Origin of the sequence: Arthrobacter sp. StoSoilB22, assembly GCF_019977315.1 — a bacterium.
Taxonomy (GTDB): Bacteria; Actinomycetota; Actinomycetes; order Actinomycetales; family Micrococcaceae; genus Arthrobacter.
Genome location: NZ_AP024652.1, coordinates 310,104 through 327,040 on the forward strand (window position 1 = coordinate 310,104; position 16,937 = coordinate 327,040).

Genomic DNA, 16,937 nt, shown 5'->3' on the forward strand with positions numbered 1-16,937 from the left:
GGCGGTTAGGGGAGATGGCTTTGTGGGAAGTCTAGACCGTGGGGCCTGGACGGTGGAGAGCCTAGACGCTGACGGTGGCCGGGGCGGCTTCCGCTTCCACCGGCTTCTTGACTGCAAAGCGCTTGAGGGCGATGACGGCCAGCGCGCTGACCACCATTCCGGCCACGATGGCGACGATGAACATTGGCAGGTTGCCAATGGCAAAGAAGACGAAGAGCCCGCCGTGGGGAGCCTGGGAGGTGACCCCGGTAGCCATGCAGAGTGCGCCCGTCAGTGCGCCACCCACCATGCTGGCCGGTATGACGCGCAGCGGATCGGCTGCTGCGAACGGGATGGCACCTTCGGAGATGAACGAGGCACCCAGCAGCCAGGCGGCCTTGCCGTTTTCGCGCTCTGCGAGGCTGAAGAGCTTCTTGTTCAGGACCGTAGCAAGGGCCATGGCCAGCGGCGGAACCATGCCTGCCGCCATGACGGTGCCCATGATGAGCCACGGAGCCTGGTTGTCAGCGCTGCCGGCACTCAGGCCTGCCACTGCGAAGGCGTAGGCAACCTTGTTGACCGGGCCGCCGAGATCGAAGCACATCATGAGGCCCAGGATGATGCCGAGGACTACGGCAGAGGCGCCGCTCATGCCCGTCAGCCAGTTGTTCAGAGCCACGGTAAGGCCGGCAATGGGACCGCCAAGGACCAGGAACATCAAGCCCGAAGCGACGATGGAAGCCAGCAGTGGAATGATGACAACCGGCATCAAGCCACGGAGCCAGCGGGGTACCTGCCAGGTTCCGATGAGATGCGCGATGTAGCCGGCCAGGAGACCGCCCACGATGCCGCCCAGGAAGCCTGCGCCCATGAAACCTGATACGGCACCGGCGACGAAGCCCGGCGCAATGCCCGGCCGGTCGGCGATGGCGTACGCAATGTAGCCAGCCAGTGCCGGGACAAGGAATCCCATGGACAGGGCGCCGATCTTGAACAAGACCGCACCAAGATAGATGGCGAGTCCGCCTTCGGGAAGATTGCCGAAGTTGTTCTCCAGCACTACCTTGTCCGCAATTTCAGTGATTTCGTAGCCGCCCAGCAGGAAGCCCAAGGCAATCAGGAGCCCGCCACCGGCCACGAACGGAATCATGTAGCTGACGCCCGTGAGGAGTGCGCGCTTCAGCTTCTGGCCAATGTGCTCACCCTTTTCCTCCTGGGCGCGCTCAGCCTGCTCTTCGGCACCAAAGTGCGGAACGCGGCGGGCGTGCGGGTCCGTGGCGGCTGCCAGAGCTTCCTCCACCATCTTGGTGGGTTCGTCGATGCCACGCTTGACCGGTGCGTTGATGACCGGCTTCCCGGCGAAGCGTTCCTTGCCGCGTACGTCAACGTCCACGGCGAAGATTACGGCGTCGGCGGCTGCGATGACTGCCGGATCCAGCGGTTTGGCGCCGGAGGAACCCTGCGTCTCTACCTGAAGGTCAACACCCATTTCCTTGGCCGCGGCAACCAACGAATCTGCAGCCATGTAGGTGTGCGCAATGCCCGTTGGGCACGCGGTGACGGCCACGATGCGCTTTGGTGCGGCAGTCGTCGTCGTGCCGGCGGCGGCAGCGGCGGGTGCGGACTCTGCGGGTGCTGCGGCAGAAGCGGGAGCAGCAGCCGGCTTATCGGCCAGCGCGCCATCCACGAGGTCAACAATGTCCTGCTCAGTGGCAGCCGCACGCAGCGCTGCCGTGAAGTCCTTTTTGATCAGCGAACGTGCCAGCCTGGAGAGCAGCTTCAGGTGTTCCTGATCCGCACCGTCCGGGGCTGCGATGAAGAAGATGAGGTCAGCGGGACCATCCTTGGCTCCGAAGTCCACCTTGTGGGACAGCCGGGCCATGGCCAAGGCAGGCTCCTGGACGGCGGCTGAGCGGCAGTGCGGGATCGCGATGCCGCCGGGGACGCCGGTTGCGGTCTTCTGCTCGCGGGCGAAGGCGTCGGTAAAGAGCCCTTCAACCTCGGAGGCGCGGCCGGTTGCGGCAACTTTGCCGGCCAGGACGCGGATGACGTCGGCAGGGGAGTCGCCCAGGTTTTGGTCGAGGGTGACCAATTGGGTTGTGATCAGCTGGGTCACTGTGAGTCCTTCTGGAGGGCCGTGATGGTTACGGCATTGGGGGTTGTCTGGTGGACTGCCGGGACAGTGGAGCCCGGCAGCGAAGCAGCAGCGGCACCATGTGCCACGGCTTGACGAAGGCAGTCCTGCGCGGAGCCGCCTTGGGTTGCAGCCAACAAGTAGCCGGCCAGTGAAGAGTCCCCGGCACCCACCGTGCTGACGGCTTTGATGGGCGGATGCGTGGCGAACCACGCCCCGTCTGCGGTCACCAGGACTGCGCCCTTGGACCCGAGTGTTGCGAGAACGGCGCCCACACCGCTGGCGACGACGGCGGCAGCGGCTTGGGCGGCTTTGGCCGGATCCGCTTCCAGTTCGTCAGCTGTGGAGACGTTGGTGAAGCCGATAGCGGCGGCAAGCTCTGCGAGCTCTTCCGCGTTCGGCTTGAGAAGGTCCGGCTTCCCTGCGGCATCGCCCACCACAGCGGCCGCGAGCGGCGCCCCGGAGGAGTCAATGGCGATGCTTGGGGAGGCCGTTCCGTCCGTGTTCGACCGGAGCCGACGAGCGATGGTGGCGTAGAAATCCGCGGGCACTCCTGGTGGAAGTGATCCCGCGAGAACCACCCAGCTGGCGCCACGCGAGCGTTCCAGCAGCAGCCCGATCAGGGCCTCCTGCTGTTCACCGCTCAGTTCCGGGCCGGGTTCGTTGATCTTGGTGGTGACGCCATCCGGTTCGGTGAGCGTGACATTGCTGCGCAGCACCTGACCGATGGGCAGCGCCGCGAACGGTACACCGCCGTCGTGCAGTCCGGAAAGTACCGGGTCCGAGTCGGCGCCCGGCAGAACGGCCAGGGTGTCCAGGCCGGAGGCCACGAGCGCCCGGGAAACATTGACGCCCTTCCCGCCGGATTCCTGGTGGACAGCGACGGCGCGCTGCACTTCGCCGCGGGCCAAGGCTCCTGGCAGTTCCACCGTGCGGTCCAGGCTGGGGTTGGCGGTCAAAGTGACGATCATGCGACCACCACGTCAACGCCGGCGTCGGCCAAAGCCGCAGCTAGTTCAGCCGAGGGCTGCTGGTCAGTAATCAAGGTGTCAACATCCTTCAGGGTGGCGAACTGGACCAGGGTTTCGGCGTCCAGCTTGGAAGAGTCGGCCAGGGCAACCACGCGCCGGGCTGAGGTGACGAATGCGGCTTTGACCGCGGCTTCCTCGGGATCGGGGGTGCTGAGTCCGAACGTTGCGTGGATACCGTTGGCTCCGACGAATGCGATGTCCGGGCGAAGTTTGTAAGCAGCTTCCACGGTGGACTGCCCGACGGCGGCCTGCGTCAGTCCGCGGACACGGCCGCCAAGGATCTGGAGTGCTATGCCTTGGGTGGACGAGAGCTTGCCGGCGATGGGGATGGCGTGGGTGATGACCACGAGTTCATCGTTTCCGTTCGCCGATGGCGTTTGCTGGGCCAGTAGGTCTGCGAGGGTTTCAGTGGTGGAGCCCGCATCCAGGAGAATGCTTCCCGTGGTGAGCTGGGGGATCAGGGCGAGTGCTGCGTTGGCGATGCGGAGCTTTTCCTCCGGACGCTGTACGGCACGCTCGAGGATGCTCTCCTCGCGGGTGCTGAGGCGGTCCGAAGGGACGGCGCCGCCGTGAACGCGCCTGAGATTGCCGGCGACCTCCAGGGCCGCGAGGTCGCGGCGGATTGTCTCAGTGGTAATGCTGAAACGGTCGGCGAGGTCTGTGACACTCACCCGTCCGCGCTCTGCGACGAGTGCGGAGATCAGATGCTGGCGCTCTTCGGCGAACACTTACCCTCCATTGGTCAAGCTGCTTAGCAGTGCAGCCACATCAGTGACTGCTGTCACAACGATGTGGAATTGCTTGACTCTATCTTTGTTTATGTTGGTAAGTCAATAGAAATCAACATAAACAAAGATTTAGGCAGGGAAGATCTGGGCGAAGATCCGGAGGAGCGCGGCGGTCCGGGGCACGAAAAAGGCATGCCGCGCTCCCTGTAGCGCGGCATGCCCTCATTCGGATCCCGACTGGGGGAGTAGCGGGACCCTGTTCATGGGAGTAAGCAGGCGGTGCCTGATGTGCTGGTGGGCAGGCCTACGGCAAACGCCCTGGTTCACCCGGCGTTGGGCGTCCTGGCGTGGGCTCTGCTACGGGTGGTGGTCCCGGCTCCGGCAATGGAACCGGCTCGGGCATGGGACCCGTTTCGCGGGTGGGGTCAGGGTGCGCGGGGTACGAGGGATTCGGTGGCGAACCGCTCATGATCAGGCGCTCCGCCGGTGAGTGGCGTGCTGTGGCCGGAGTCGTCCGGGATCGCCGGAGGGGTATCTGCTCGAGTTCCACCCAGAGCCCGGATAGTCGATGGGAAGATTGTCCGGATCCGGCGGATCAGGGAGGCTGCGCTTACCGGCCTGGCCGGGCTTGCTGCCCGTGGTTTGAGGCTCATTTCGTTGTGATTCTGCGTGCATGCTGTCCCTCTCGGTAGCTCCGGAAATTTTGGTGTAGCTCCTCATGGCCAACCGGCCTCAGTCAGGCATCTCCATGCGGAAGCCGCAATGACACCCGAGAATGCGCGTGTTGATGAGTACCTCATACATCCGTTGCTGCGCGCCCGGCGACAGGACCAAGGGCGATTGGATCCTTCGCAGCTCGCAACTCTTTGTCTTCATCGGTTCCCCGCAGTGCAGGTATTGACCGCCGAACTGCAGGACGCCTTGAGGGGCACCCGGACGGTTCAGGACTGCTGCAACGCGCCGAACGGAAGCAACGTGCTCATACGAGTACCTACAAACATGGCACTCATACGCAACGTCCACCATGTTGGGTGCCGGCGGATAGTGGGACTGGATGGAGTTCACCAGAAGATGCTGATCTGTATTGCAGCGCGAGCACCAGAGGGGTTCATCGGGTGGCGGATGTGCTTCGTCCGGGACTCTGGACGCTGGCTGAGCCGGCATGGGTTTGTACCTCTGCATCAAAAAGTGAGGGACGCCCGTCTGCATGAGCTCAATAGCCTGGGCCCGTGATCCGGACCATGTGTCGATTGTGCACATAGGTGCACCGCAGATGCAAGGATTCTGTTTTCCGTTGTCCAAAGGGTGACGAGTTGGTGTGAGGCGAACGTAAAATAAGGCATGGACGAAATGAGCGTGGATTTTGCGGTGCCTGATGCTGTCTCTGCGCCCGACGATACTTCGGTGCCTGAGCAGCTGCAGGATCTGGTGATAGACAGCGAAGATGTGGGCGGGTTCCTGCATGAGCTCGCGGTCTTTTCGGCATCCGCGGTGTCACAGGCCGTGGGCTTGGACGTGCTCTGCGGCATCACCCTCAGCCGTCGCCATCGCACCGCCACAGTGGCGGGAAGCAACCACGAGGCCAGGCTGATCGATGAGGTTCAGCAGGCGTACGGTGATGGTCCGTGCTTGGAGGCCATGCGCAGCCGCGTAACGCAGCATGTTGCTGACACCTCCACGGAACAGAGGTGGTCCGAGTACTGCTCAGTCATTGCCGAGCGGGGACATCTGTCCGCTCTCTGCGTTCCCTTGGAACTGGATGAGGGTGCAACGGCGGCGCTTAACTTCTTCGCGCCGCAGGCCAACGCCTTCGATGAAGCAACCATCCGGAATTGCGAACTCTATGCAAGCCAGGCCGAGCGATCGCTGAGACTGGCCGTCCGGATTGGCGTCAAGCAGCAGCACGCTGAGGACCTCCAGGATGCCATGCGGACGCGAACGGTGATCGACTTGGCAAGTGGAATCATCATGGGCCAAAACCGCTGCACGCAGGAGGAAGCGTTCCAGATCCTGAAGAAAGCGTCCAGCACCCGCAACCAGAAGCTGCGGGACGTCGCGGAATCCCTCGTCAAGAGTGTGGCCAGGGAAGCTCCCGTGGCCCATTTCGAGGCCTAGTGCGCTCCCGCTAGCGGATTGGCAGCAGTCTCATCTCTTGTGACGGCTGCCACTGGTGAACTACATTCATACATGGGTTAAGCAGATAGCCCTTGGAGCCTCATGAGTTGGAGCCATCCGCGATGGTCCAAGAACTGCACCTTTTTAGCCGTGGCCCCTTTCGGCCGGCTCACAGCGTGCCTCCATGCAGGCTCCTTGAAGGAGCACAAGGAGAATGGCAATGACGCTTGGATCCCCAATTCCCGCCCCGCAGCCTGCAAGCCGACGGGCACCTGCAACAGTTGATACCGGAGCACGCCCGTGGTGCACCGTTTGCAATACTGATTCCTACGTTTTCGTAGAGACGGTTGTGGAAGCAACACCGAATCAGTCGGAGATCGTCGAAGTCAGCTACACCTGTAGCGAATGCGATACGTTCTACGCCCACGCAGTCCGCCTGGACGCGCTGGTTCCCGCCATCCAAAGTGAATTTCTTTCCACTTCAGCAGCCGGGCTCTGGTTCAGCTGCACCCACTGCGGCGATCCCATGACCCTGGGGCGCCCCACGGAGCGCGTCATCGAGGCGCCCCGGACCACTGACGATCCGGAGAGCCCCAGCCTGCTTGAGGTGTACCTGCAAACGCAGGTGCTCCATTGCCGTTGCGGTTTTCAAATGGAGGTTCCGCGCCACGTTGGCTAACCGCCGTCTCTAAAAAACTAACGGTTGGGAGGGGGGTTATGCGTACCTTTGGCGTCGAAGAAGAATTGCTGATCGCAGATCCTGAGGACGGGTTGCCCTTGGCTCTGGCCTCCGGACTCCTGGCTGTGGCCGCCCCCTCCCACGCGGAATGGGATGCCGGCGGTGGGCCGTCGCTGAAGTCCGAGTTCAAGCAGGAACAGATTGAGGTTAACTCGCTCCCGTGCCGGACCGCCCAGGAGTTGCGGGCTCAAATCCGTTCAGGGCGGGCGTTGGCCGACTCTGCAGCCCGGGCGGTGGGAGCACGCGTTGCTGCGCTGGCCACGCCTCCGGTGTTTCACGCGACCCCCACCACCGGAAACCAGCGCTACGCCACCATGGGCAAGGAATTCGGCCTGATTTCCCGCGAGCAACTCACCTGCGGCTTCCACATCCACGTGTCCATCGAGTCGCCGGACGAGGGCGTAGCCGTGCTGGACCGGATGCGGCACTGGCTGCCGGTCCTCCTGGCCCTCAGCGCGAATTCACCCTACTGGATGGGTGCTGACACGGGGTTCGCCAGTTACCGCACGCAGATCTGGAACAGGTGGCCCACCGCAGGTCCCATGGATGTTTTCGGCTCAGCTGCCGGATACCGGGCGGTACTTGCGGAACTGCTGGGCACAGGAGTTCCGCTGGACGAGGGAATGATCTATTTCGACGCGCGCCTGTCCAGAGGGCACCCCACCGTGGAACTCCGGATCGCCGATGTCTGCCTCTACGCCGAGGATGCGCTCACTATCGCGCTCCTCGCCCGTGCCTTGGTGGAAACGTCGGCGGGCGAATGGCGCAAGGGCGGACCGCCGTCGAGCACTTTGACTCCGGTGATCCGCATGGCCAACTGGAAAGCCAGCCGTTTTGGCGTCAACAACCAGCTGCTGCATCTGCTGGAGCAGGCCCCTTATGCTGCCGCGGACGTGGCGGGTGCCCTGCTTCGGCACATCCGTGGCGCCCTGACGGCATCCGGGGACCTGGCGCTCGCGCGGACAGGGGTGGCGAACATCCTCCGGCGAGGGACCGGCGAACGGCTGCAGCGACAGGCCTACGGCCAGCGGCGGCGACTGTCCGACGTCGTCTCCGCCGCCATTGCCTCCACCCACAATTACGGTGAGCGATCCGACGCCGGCCTCTTAAGTCGCTAAGAAGTACGACGACGGCGGAGGTCACCTCGAGCGCTGGAGACGCCCCACCGGGGTGACCTCCCGCCGTCGCGCTTGATGATCAGCCCTGGTTGATGCGGATCATGTTGCCGGAAGGGTCACGGAAAGCGCAGTCGCGGGGACCCCATGGCTGGTCGATCGGTTCCTGGAGTACTTCGGCGCCGGATGCACGAAGCTTTTCGAAGGTGGCGTCAAGATCATCGGTGGTGAAAACCAGCATGGGCATGACGCCCTTGGTAAGCAGCTCCTGGATGGCGTCGCCGTCCGCCTGTGAGCGGCCGGCGTGCGGCGGGGAAAGGACCAGTTCAAGATCAGGCTGGGCGTCGCTGCCGAGCGTGACCCAGCGCTGACCGTCCGAGCCGACGTCGTTCCGGACCTCGAAACCGAGGGCATCCCGGTAGAAGGCAAGGGACTCATCAACATCGTTGACAGTGACGTGTGCGTATTTCAATGAAATGTTCATGAATCACACGCTATGGCAGCTACGATGCGGGCGCTTCTTCAATCCTGCTCATGTTCTTGCTGCCGCTTCTTTCAGGACGCGTGTGCTGCTTGGCAATACAGCTGGGCATGGCCTTGACGGCATGGTGCTCACGGGCACGGTATTCACTGGGGTTCATGCCGACGATCTCCGTGAAGCGCGTGCTGAAGGAGCCCAGCGATGTACAACCGACTTCCATGCAGGCGTCGGTGACCGAAGTTCCCGCCCGGAGCAGGGCCATAGCCCGTTCGATCCGTCTGGTCATGAGGTAGTTGTACGGCGATTCTCCGTAGGCGGCCTTGAACTGGCGTGAGAAATGCGCGGGGGACATCAGGGCGCCGGCGGCCATGGTGGGCACGTCCAGGGGACGCGCGTATTCGCGGTCAATGAAGTCGCGGGCGCGCCGCAGATGGGCCAGGTTGGCCAGTTCCTGCGGAGTCATGGGCACAGTCTACGGAGTCTTGGGCACGGTCCACTAGGCTCGTGCCCATGGAATCAGTGGTGTGGTCAAAGCCCGGGAACCAGCGCAAGGGCACGCCTCTGCTGGTGATGATGCACGGTTATGGGACCAGCGAGCAGCGGATGGTAAACCTCTTTCCGAACCTCCCCGGCGAGTTCACCTGCGCAGCGCTGCGAGGTCCCAAGGTCATCGGCGACGATTATGGCTGGTTCCTGCTTGACTATTTCCTCACCAACGACTTCGCGGATGTTATGGCGTCCACCAATGCGGTGTTCAACTGGATCAATTCGGTCAAGGACAATCACAGCAGCGTCAGCCTGCTGGGCTATTCGCAGGGCATGGCCATGGCCAGCACCCTCCTCCGCCTGCGGCCCAGCGCTTTTAAGGCCACCGTCGGCCTGTCCGGGTTCGTGCTGGACAACGATCTCCTGGCCTTGAGTGAGTCCTTCGATGTTCCGCCTCCGTTCTTCTGGGGGCGGGACAAGGCCGATCCCGTGATCAATGAGGATGCCATAGCCCACACCGAGGAGTGGCTGAACGCCAATGTAGCCCTGACGGCCCGCACCTACCCCGGGATGGGGCACAGGATCGAACCGCCGGAACTGGTGGATGTGAGCGCGTTCCTGAAGTACTACGTTCTGGACGGCGACAAGTAACGGGCGCGAGCCCCGCATGAGGGCCGGCACACCGGATTAGAAGGCATGAAGCCTCCGGAATCAAGCTTCCGGTGAGATTCGCGTCACAATTTCGCATTCGAGCGCACTCTATTGAATGACAAAATTGTAAGCGCTTACACTTTTGGCTGGTGACCCGGCTCGGGGCATACGCCAAGACGTCAGGCGAGGATGGAAAGGGTTGAGGCCGTGTTGCATGGTTAGGACTCACAGGGTGACAATCCAGGACGTTGCCGTCTTGTCCGGATTGTCCATTTGCACGGTGTCGCGGGCTCTCAGGAATCTCCCCAATGTTTCTGAAAAAGCACAACGACACGTGGCGGAAGCCGCCAGCAAACTTGGCTACAAAGCCTCAGCCGCAGCGTCCAGGCTCGCCGGTGGAAGCACGGGATCGGTGGCAATCGTCGCCCCGACAGCCACGGCCTGGTTTTTCGCCCAGGCTGTGGAAGCCGCCGAGGAAGTCTTCGGAGACAGCGGGTACGACACCGTCCTGATCAGCCTGCGCAACAAAGCCAGCGTGCGGACGCAGTTCTTTGCGGATCTTGGAAACCTCGCGCAAAGAGTGGACGGACTGCTCCTGCTCAACGTTGACCTCGCGCCCCATGAACTGGAAGCGTTGGAGGCCTCCGGGCTCGCAGTTGCCAGCGTGGGCATGCGAAATGTTCCGTGGGACAATGTAGGTATCGATGACGAGCACGCAGCCTGGCAGGCTACCCAACACCTGCTGGGGCTGGGCCATTGGGACTTGGCCGTTCTTTCGAGCAATGAACACCCCGTTGTAACTGAGACGCCACGGTTCCGCGGCTTCAGGCGTGCGCTGGATGAACACCACCTCACCGTCCACCCGGACCTTGTGGTGGGAACCGGGCCAAGCATCGACGACGGCAGACGGGCCATGACTGAACTCATGACCCGTGGCGGGAGGCCCACTGCAGTGTTCGCTCACTGTGACGAGGCCGCGTTCGGTGCGCTGATGGCGCTGCGGGAACACGGCCTTTCCGCGCCCAAGAACGTGTCCGTGATCGGCATAGACGATCACCCCATGAGTTGGTTCCTTGGCCTGAGCACTGTGGCGCAACCCGTTGCCGACCAAGGCGCCTTCGCAGCAAACCTGCTGTGCGAACGCCTGCTGAATACTGAATCCCCCCATCAACCCTCCAACCACCTGCTCGATACCAAGCTCATCGAACGCAAGACCACGCGCCACAAGCGCTGAACGGAACAATGCACATGACTGATCTTCGTAATGCTTGGACCGGCGCCTCGGCGCTGTTGTTCGACCTCGACGGCGTGCTGACGCCCACGGCCGTGGTGCACGAACAGGCCTGGCAGGAACTTTTCGATGGCTATCTGGCCAGTAGGGGCCACCCGCAGGGTTACCAGGAGAGCGACTACTTCGATCACATCGATGGCAAGCCCCGCTTTGATGGTGTCCGTGATTTCCTGACGTCCCGCGGGATTGCCCTCCCTGAAGGTCCGGTGAATGACCACCCGGACAACGAAACCGTGCAGGGTTTGGGCAACCGGAAGAATGCCATCTTCAACGAGATCGTGGATTCCCGCGGTGTTGAGCCGTACGAGGGTTCGGTCAAGTTCATCAATGCTGCGGTGGAGCTGGGGCTGAAGGTCGCGGTCGTCTCTTCCTCCCGGAACGCGCCTGCGGTTCTGAAGGCCGCCGGGCTTGACCACCACTTTGAGGTGGTGGTGGACGGTATGGTTGCCGCCGGCGTCGGACTGCCCGGTAAGCCGGACCCGGCCACCTACGTCTATGGGGCGGGTCTGCTGGGCGTGCCTGTGGAGGAATGCATCGTGGTGGAGGATGCAGTATCCGGCGTTCAGGCTGGCGCAGGTGCCAATTTTTATGCCGTGATCGGCGTGGACCGCGGAGCCGGCCGCCAGACCCTGCTGGACGCCGGCGCCACGCTGGTGGTCGACGACCTCAACGATCTTCTCTGACCCTACTTTCTACGAAGGACAACAACTGCCCATGGCACTCATCAGCTCCGACCGGCTTCGCTTCCCCTGCGAGCCCTGGAAGCTCGTGGAAAACATCCACGTCCCCGGTGACGAGGGAACGCTGGAAACGCTGTTTGCGCTTGGCAACGGCCACCTTGGCATCCGTGGCTCACATTCAACAGCGGGCGACGGCGAGCTTCCCGGAACGTTCATTAACGGTTTCCATGAGATCTGGGACATCAAGCACGCCGAGAACGCCTACGGTTTTGCCCGGACGGGCCAGAGGATCGTCTATGTGCCGGACGCCAACAATTTCACCGTATCCATTGATGGCGAGGCCTTGAGCCTGGCCGAATCCACGGTGTTGGACTACCACCGTAGTGTGGACTTTTCCACAGGCGTCTACGAGGAAAGCATCACCTGGGCCTGCCGTTCCGGCGCCACCGTCACCACGGTAGAGCGCCGCGCTGTGGGCTTCGATTCCCGCGGATGTCTTGGCCTGGAGCTGTCGCTGACAGCGGACCGGGACGTGTCTGCGGACATCACCTCCGGCGTCGTGAACCGCCAGGACCAGCCTGTGGAGGACCACTCGGTCCATGACCCGCGCCGCTCCGGCCGGCACGCGGGCCGGGTCCTGCTGCCGCTGCACCTCCAGGGTGCCGACGGCTCACTTCGCCTCGCCTGGGAGACGTCCGAGTCCCGCCAGCGTGTGGCCATGGGCGTGGATCACTGGATCTCCGCTGAAGGCCAGCCTTTTGAGACCTTGGTGGCTGAGGATGACTCCTCTGTCCGCTACGTTTTGGCCATCCACGACGGCGACACGTTCCGTTTGGAGAAGTCGGTCAGCTATGTGGTGGCCGGGTCTTCGGACGCCGAGGACCGCGGCGAAAGCCTCGCGACGGAAGCCGAAGCAAACCTCGTGCCTTTCGCCGACATCCTGGCCCAGAGCAAGGCCCACTATGCCGAGTACTGGACCACGGCCGACGTCTACATTGGGGGACAGCCGGAGATGCAACAGGCCGTGCGCTGGGGCTTGTTCCAGCTGGCGCAGGCCACTGCGCGTGCCGGTGTGGCTGGTATCCCTGCCAAGGGAGTGAGCGGTTCCGGGTACGAGGGCCACTATTTCTGGGACCAGGAAATCTACCTCCTGCCGTATCTGACCTACACCAACCCTTGTGGTGCCAGAAAGGTCCTGGAATCACGTCACGCCATGCTGCCCGACGCCCGGGTGCGGGCCAAGGAGCTCAGTGTGGACGGTGCGCTGTTCCCGTGGCGTACCATCAATGGCCTGGAAGCCAGCGCCTACTACGCAGCCGGAACGGCCCAGTTCCACATTGCTGCTGCCATCGCCTTTGCAGCCAACCGTTACGAGTGGGCCAGCGGAGATGCCACCTTCCGTGGGGAACTGGGCGCTGACCTGCTGATCGAGACGGCCCGCATGTGGGCTTCGCTGGGTTTCTTCGGCAAGGACGGACTGTTCCATATCCATGGCGTTACGGGTCCGGATGAGTACACGGCTGTGGTCAATGACAACCTGTACACCAACGTCATGGCGCGCTTTAACCTTCGGGCTGCAGCTGCGCTGGAAGACGAAGGCGTCAGCGATACCGAGCGTCTGGTGTGGCGGCAGGCGGCCGAGCGGATGTCGCTGCCCTACGATCCGCACCTGCAGTTGCACAGCCAGGACAACGACTTCATGACCCTGGAGCCGTGGGACTGGAACACGCCCAAGTCCAAGTACCCGCTGCTGCTGAATTTCCACCCGTTGGTGATCTACCGGCACCAGGTCCTCAAGCAGGCCGATACGGTGCTGGCGATGTTCCTGCAGTGGCAGGACTTCACGGCTGAGGAGAAGCAACGCGCCTTCGACTTCTACGATCCCATCACAACCGGCGACTCCACCCTGTCCGCTTGTGTGCAGGGCATCATGGCGGCCGAGGTGGGCTACGGTGACGTCGCGTTGCAGCACTTCACCGAGGCACTGTTCATTGATCTGGACAACTCGCACGGCAACACCATCGACGGCGTCCACATCGCCTCCACGGGCGGTATTTGGAGCTCCTTGGTATGCGGCTTCGCTGGTATGCGGGACCAGGGCGAAGTTTTGCGCTTCGATCCCCGCCTGCCTGTGGAGTGGGAAGGCCTGTCCTTCCGGCTTAAGGTGCAGGGACGTTTGTTGGCCGTGGATCTCGCACAGGGTTCCATCGCCCTGACACTTGTATCCGGGGAGGACTACAGCCAGGAGCCACTGCGCATTGACGTGCGGGGGGACAACGTCACCGTTGGTGCGGACACCGTCACGGTGCCGCTGGACACCGTACCCGTCCCGCCGCCGTCGATCTTCCCCAGCGTCTTTCCGACGGCGGGCCTTCCGATCATCCGATAGTTCCGGCTTCCGCGGGGCTACTTTGCGGCGAGGTCCATGGTGGTCAGGCGCAGCCACAACCACAGGCGGTTCTGCGGGTCCGCCAGGTCCAGGTTGAAATCCCCGGCCAGGCGGGCCACGCGGTAACGGACGGTGTTGTTGTGTACATGGAGTTCAGCGGCCATGGCGGAGATGTTCCCGTTGGTGGCAAGGTAGGCGCGGAGGGTGTCCAGGTAGTCCGTTTGCTGCTCGGCATCGCGGGCTTGAATCCTGGCGATCTGGTCCGCGCCGCCCAGCCCGTTGTCTTCAATGAACTCCCCGATTTTCAACAGGTTCAGGGGGATCTGGAAGTCCTCATGGAGCGCCACGCCAGGCGACTTGCCCTGCCGCGACTTCCCCTGACTCGACTTGAGCTTCAGCAGGTAATGCAGGGTTTGGATTGCCTCGGACCTGGACCGGGGCAGGTGCTCGATGTCGTGGGCGATGCCACCCACTGTAGCGATAACGGGGAACGAGCTGATGGTGTGCGAATATGCTTCGATTTCCTGGATGATCCGCCCGTGCGCAGCTCGCGGCTCAGCCCCGTTACAGGGCAGCAGTGCATAAACCACCGACCCGATCAGGGCACTGTGGCTGGTGCCGAACTGCACGTTGCATACCGTTGTTACCAAGTGCAGCAGCCGGTGGATGTCGCGCACGGATTCCAGGCTGCCGGTCTCCGGACGGACAATTGAAAATGCTGCCACGGCCAGGCCATTTACGGTATCCAATCCCAACTGCGCGGCCGCGAACGATGCGTGCGGGGTGTCGTCCATGAGCGTCCGGATGAGGTCGGCGTTGCGTCGTTCCCCAAAGTCGGAGGCCGAGCGGGCGTGGAGCATGTGCAACCCGGCCAAGGGCGCCATCCGGTCCAAAGCATTCAAAGCCGTGACGCGTTTCTCCTCGCCGGGGTCGATGATCCAGATGGAACCCAGCAGCTCTCCGCCTGCCCGGACGGCCAGCGCAAGTCGCGCCATACCGTCGTCGAGCGCCGGTACCATCACCGCTCCCGGGGCGTCGTAGACCATCTTGAAATCCTGGTCGAAAGCTGGCTGGATGGTTTCCTGCAGGGTCAGCGTGGTGATGCGCCGGAGTTCATCGATTGGCTGCCCGGGCAGTGTGGAATAGCCCAGGATGCGTCCCAGCGGATCCACAATGCTTGCCGCGCCGTTGGTCATGGAAGCCGCGGCATTGGCGAAAGCGTAGAGGTCACCCAACCGGACCCCGGACACCGAGTCTGCGGCAGCGCCCATCACCGAGGCCCGCGCTAGCGCCACCAATCGGGTCCAGTCGGCATGATCCGGCGCCACGAGCAGTGACAGGCTGTGCCGGACTGCCGCTGCACGCAACTCCTCCATCCGGGCCCCGTGCGCTTTGACGATCACCGCCGCTGCGCTGCTGTTCGCTGCCCTGTGGAGGAGTTGGTCAAAATCAGGGGATCCGTACGTGCACCCCACGGCCAGGATGATGCGGTCGTCCACGCTGGACCAGTTGTCCAAGGGGTCGTACATCAGTACGTCTGACACTGGATGCCCCAGGTTCTCAGGCGTGGGGTTGGCGTGCACCAGATCGGCCTGCATGAGCTGGATGCAATCGGATAACCGGACAGTGGTTTGCTGCATGCCGGACTGCTGCGTCAGGGCCTGGGAGCGCTCGGTGGTTTGGGGCTCTGGAAGCGTCTCTGCTGGATCCATAGCTGGACGTTATCACAAGCCTATTTCTTATCTTATGGAGGAATTCACATATTGAGTGGAGGAGATCTGCGTCACTATTGGGAAAGAAGCTGGACGGGTAACCCAGCAGGAACTCAAAGGACACACCATGAAACTCAAGGACATCAAGGCGCTCGCCTCGGTGCAGGGACCGGCCCGAACCGTCTCGGAGCGCCTGTCACGTAAGTGCTACAGCGTGGAGGACATGCGGAAGCTGGCAGCCAAGCGCCTGCCCAAGAGCATCTTCGAATACATCGAAGGCGGCGGCGAAGATGAGGTGTCGCTGCGCCGCAATCGCTCGTCATTCGACGATTGGTCCTTCCTCCCAAAATGGGGTTCGGTGGACAACTTGGACCTCAGCTCAACCCTCCTCGGCGGACCGGTTTCCATGCCGGTGACCCTTTCGCCCACAGGCGGTACCCGGCTGTTCCACCCACAAGGTGAGTCCGCCGTCGCCCGCGCAGCGCTCGCCGCCGGCATCCCGTACGGCTTGGCGCACCTGAGCACCACCACCATGGAAGACGTCAGTGCCGCGGCGCCGGGACTTCGCCGGTGGTTCAACCTGGAACCAACCTCGGACAAGGGCCTCCTGCAGGCCGTCCTGGATCGGGTGTCCAATTCCGGCTACGAAGCCTTGCTGGTCAATGTGGACTGCCGGGCCATCGGACACCGCGAGCGCGATTACCGCAACGGGTTTACCGCCCCGCCGTCCATCAAGCCGAAGACGGTTGTGGAGGGAATGTTGCACCCTGCGTGGGCGCTGGGGTTCCTGGCCAATGACGCAATTGCCTTCCCCAACCTGGACGCTGAGGTTCCGGCCGGTCCCTTGGCCAGCTCGCCGGACATGTGGCGCACGCTTCTTGCCGGTTCGTATGAGCCCACCGACTGGGATGACATCCGGGACCTGCGGGAACGCTGGAACGGGCCGATCGTCCTCAAGGGCGTTGTCTACCCGAACGACGCCGCGTTGGCGGCTTCCATGGGAATCGACGCCATCCAGGTCAGCAACCATGGCGGACGGCAATTGGACCATATGGCGGCCCCGCTGGATGTCCTTGGCGACATTGTTGAGAGGACTGCCGGCCGGATGGAAATCATCGTCGACGGCGGCATCCGCAGGGGTTCCGACGTCGTCAAGGCGCTGGCTCTCGGCGCGGATGCCTGCTCCATCGGGCGCCCCTACTTGTATGGGCTGGCTGCCGCCAGCGAGGCGGGGGTGGCCCACGTCCTGACCCTGTTCCGGGCAGAAATGACCCGCACCATGATGCTCCTGGGAGTGTCCACCATCGAAGAACTGCGCACTGAAGGCCGGGATTTGATCCGGCACCGCAATGAAGCGTTCACCCGCACCCAACCCACGGAGCCCACCTGGGCTTTGCAGAAATGAG

General features: G+C 63.0%; 16 protein-coding genes. 9 read left to right on the top strand and 7 right to left on the bottom strand.

Annotation, left to right across the window (positions count from 1 at the left end):
- Nucleotides 1-61: 61 nt before the first annotated feature.
- The 3 genes from LDN70_RS01515 to LDN70_RS01525 are packed head-to-tail and all read right to left on the bottom strand — an operon-like array spanning nucleotide 62 to nucleotide 3,872.
- Nucleotides 62-2,095: a PTS fructose transporter subunit IIABC gene (locus LDN70_RS01515; RefSeq protein ID WP_223941506.1), complete on the bottom strand. Its 2,034-nt coding sequence runs from the start codon at nucleotides 2,093-2,095 to the stop codon at nucleotides 62-64.
- Nucleotides 2,092-3,084, bottom strand: coding sequence for a 1-phosphofructokinase family hexose kinase (locus LDN70_RS01520; RefSeq protein WP_223941507.1), 993 nt, complete (start codon nucleotides 3,082-3,084; stop codon nucleotides 2,092-2,094). The genes LDN70_RS01515 and LDN70_RS01520 overlap by 4 nt, the downstream gene beginning before the upstream one ends.
- On the bottom strand, nucleotides 3,081-3,872 hold the full coding sequence (locus LDN70_RS01525) for a DeoR/GlpR family DNA-binding transcription regulator (RefSeq protein WP_142937027.1): 792 nt from the start codon (nucleotides 3,870-3,872) through the stop codon (nucleotides 3,081-3,083). Before LDN70_RS01525 ends, LDN70_RS01520 begins: the two co-directional genes overlap by 4 nt.
- A gap of 69 nt (nucleotides 3,873-3,941) precedes the next feature.
- On the opposite strand from LDN70_RS01525, the gene LDN70_RS01530 reads away from it, so the two are divergent.
- Nucleotides 3,942-4,082, top strand: coding sequence for a hypothetical protein (locus LDN70_RS01530; protein WP_223941508.1), 141 nt, complete (start codon nucleotides 3,942-3,944; stop codon nucleotides 4,080-4,082).
- Nucleotides 4,083-4,297: 215 nt separating this feature from the next.
- Here the strand turns inward: LDN70_RS01530 and LDN70_RS01535 are convergent, their stop codons facing one another.
- A complete protein-coding gene (locus tag LDN70_RS01535) occupies nucleotides 4,298-4,525 on the bottom strand; it encodes a hypothetical protein (protein WP_223941509.1) in 228 nt (75 codons plus the stop codon).
- A gap of 688 nt (nucleotides 4,526-5,213) precedes the next feature.
- On the opposite strand from LDN70_RS01535, the gene LDN70_RS01540 reads away from it, so the two are divergent.
- The 3 genes from LDN70_RS01540 (at nucleotide 5,214) to LDN70_RS01550 (ending at nucleotide 7,844) form a co-directional block, all read left to right on the top strand.
- Nucleotides 5,214-5,987 (top strand): GAF and ANTAR domain-containing protein, encoded by a 774-nt coding sequence (locus tag LDN70_RS01540; RefSeq protein WP_166841111.1) that lies wholly within the window; start codon nucleotides 5,214-5,216, stop codon nucleotides 5,985-5,987.
- 220 nt (nucleotides 5,988-6,207) lie between these two features.
- Nucleotides 6,208-6,666: a hypothetical protein gene (locus LDN70_RS01545; RefSeq protein ID WP_223941510.1), complete on the top strand. Its 459-nt coding sequence runs from the start codon at nucleotides 6,208-6,210 to the stop codon at nucleotides 6,664-6,666.
- A 38-nt stretch (nucleotides 6,667-6,704) separates the two neighbouring features.
- The gene (locus LDN70_RS01550) at nucleotides 6,705-7,844 is read left to right on the top strand and encodes a glutamate--cysteine ligase 2 (RefSeq protein WP_223941511.1); all 1,140 of its coding nucleotides are present in this window, start codon (nucleotides 6,705-6,707) and stop codon (nucleotides 7,842-7,844) included.
- A 79-nt stretch (nucleotides 7,845-7,923) separates the two neighbouring features.
- Here the strand turns inward: LDN70_RS01550 and LDN70_RS01555 are convergent, their stop codons facing one another.
- Both LDN70_RS01555 and LDN70_RS01560 read right to left on the bottom strand, forming a co-directional pair.
- Nucleotides 7,924-8,325: a VOC family protein gene (locus LDN70_RS01555; protein ID WP_142937022.1), complete on the bottom strand. Its 402-nt coding sequence runs from the start codon at nucleotides 8,323-8,325 to the stop codon at nucleotides 7,924-7,926.
- Between the two features lie 19 nt (nucleotides 8,326-8,344).
- Nucleotides 8,345-8,785 (bottom strand): helix-turn-helix transcriptional regulator, encoded by a 441-nt coding sequence (locus LDN70_RS01560; protein ID WP_223941512.1) that lies wholly within the window; start codon nucleotides 8,783-8,785, stop codon nucleotides 8,345-8,347.
- Nucleotides 8,786-8,832: 47 nt separating this feature from the next.
- On the opposite strand from LDN70_RS01560, the gene LDN70_RS01565 reads away from it, so the two are divergent.
- The 4 genes from LDN70_RS01565 (at nucleotide 8,833) to LDN70_RS01580 (ending at nucleotide 13,819) form a co-directional block, all read left to right on the top strand.
- Entirely contained in the window at nucleotides 8,833-9,459 is a 627-nt protein-coding gene (locus tag LDN70_RS01565; protein ID WP_166841113.1) for an alpha/beta hydrolase, read from the top strand.
- Between the two features lie 232 nt (nucleotides 9,460-9,691).
- Complete coding sequence (locus tag LDN70_RS01570) at nucleotides 9,692-10,693, top strand: LacI family DNA-binding transcriptional regulator (protein WP_223941513.1); 1,002 nt, start codon at nucleotides 9,692-9,694, stop codon at nucleotides 10,691-10,693.
- An 8-nt stretch (nucleotides 10,694-10,701) separates the two neighbouring features.
- Entirely contained in the window at nucleotides 10,702-11,433 is a 732-nt protein-coding gene (locus LDN70_RS01575; RefSeq protein WP_223941514.1) for an HAD family hydrolase, read from the top strand.
- Between the two features lie 31 nt (nucleotides 11,434-11,464).
- Complete coding sequence (locus tag LDN70_RS01580; RefSeq protein WP_223941515.1) at nucleotides 11,465-13,819, top strand: glycoside hydrolase family 65 protein; 2,355 nt, start codon at nucleotides 11,465-11,467, stop codon at nucleotides 13,817-13,819.
- A 17-nt stretch (nucleotides 13,820-13,836) separates the two neighbouring features.
- Here LDN70_RS01580 and LDN70_RS01585 read toward each other — a convergent pair whose 3' ends face one another.
- Nucleotides 13,837-15,531: a PucR family transcriptional regulator gene (locus tag LDN70_RS01585; RefSeq protein ID WP_223941516.1), complete on the bottom strand. Its 1,695-nt coding sequence runs from the start codon at nucleotides 15,529-15,531 to the stop codon at nucleotides 13,837-13,839.
- A gap of 127 nt (nucleotides 15,532-15,658) precedes the next feature.
- On the opposite strand from LDN70_RS01585, the gene LDN70_RS01590 reads away from it, so the two are divergent.
- Complete coding sequence (locus LDN70_RS01590; protein WP_223941517.1) at nucleotides 15,659-16,936, top strand: alpha-hydroxy acid oxidase; 1,278 nt, start codon at nucleotides 15,659-15,661, stop codon at nucleotides 16,934-16,936.
- Nucleotide 16,937 lies beyond the last annotated feature (1 nt).

Coding starts and splice junctions, on each gene's coding strand:
- LDN70_RS01545 (WP_223941510.1), top strand. CDS start 6,208: ATGACGCTTGGATCCCCAATTCCCGCCCCGCAGCCTGCAAGCCGACGG.
- LDN70_RS01580 (WP_223941515.1), top strand. CDS start 11,465: ATGGCACTCATCAGCTCCGACCGGCTTCGCTTCCCCTGCGAGCCCTGG.
- LDN70_RS01590 (WP_223941517.1), top strand. CDS start 15,659: ATGAAACTCAAGGACATCAAGGCGCTCGCCTCGGTGCAGGGACCGGCC.
- LDN70_RS01540 (WP_166841111.1), top strand. CDS start 5,214: ATGGACGAAATGAGCGTGGATTTTGCGGTGCCTGATGCTGTCTCTGCG.
- LDN70_RS01555 (WP_142937022.1), bottom strand. CDS start 8,325: ATGAACATTTCATTGAAATACGCACACGTCACTGTCAACGATGTTGAT.
- LDN70_RS01520 (WP_223941507.1), bottom strand. CDS start 3,084: ATGATCGTCACTTTGACCGCCAACCCCAGCCTGGACCGCACGGTGGAA.
- LDN70_RS01550 (WP_223941511.1), top strand. CDS start 6,705: ATGCGTACCTTTGGCGTCGAAGAAGAATTGCTGATCGCAGATCCTGAG.
- LDN70_RS01565 (WP_166841113.1), top strand. CDS start 8,833: ATGGAATCAGTGGTGTGGTCAAAGCCCGGGAACCAGCGCAAGGGCACG.
- LDN70_RS01585 (WP_223941516.1), bottom strand. CDS start 15,531: ATGGATCCAGCAGAGACGCTTCCAGAGCCCCAAACCACCGAGCGCTCC.
- LDN70_RS01575 (WP_223941514.1), top strand. CDS start 10,702: ATGCACATGACTGATCTTCGTAATGCTTGGACCGGCGCCTCGGCGCTG.
- LDN70_RS01535 (WP_223941509.1), bottom strand. CDS start 4,525: ATGAGCCTCAAACCACGGGCAGCAAGCCCGGCCAGGCCGGTAAGCGCA.
- LDN70_RS01560 (WP_223941512.1), bottom strand. CDS start 8,785: ATGACTCCGCAGGAACTGGCCAACCTGGCCCATCTGCGGCGCGCCCGC.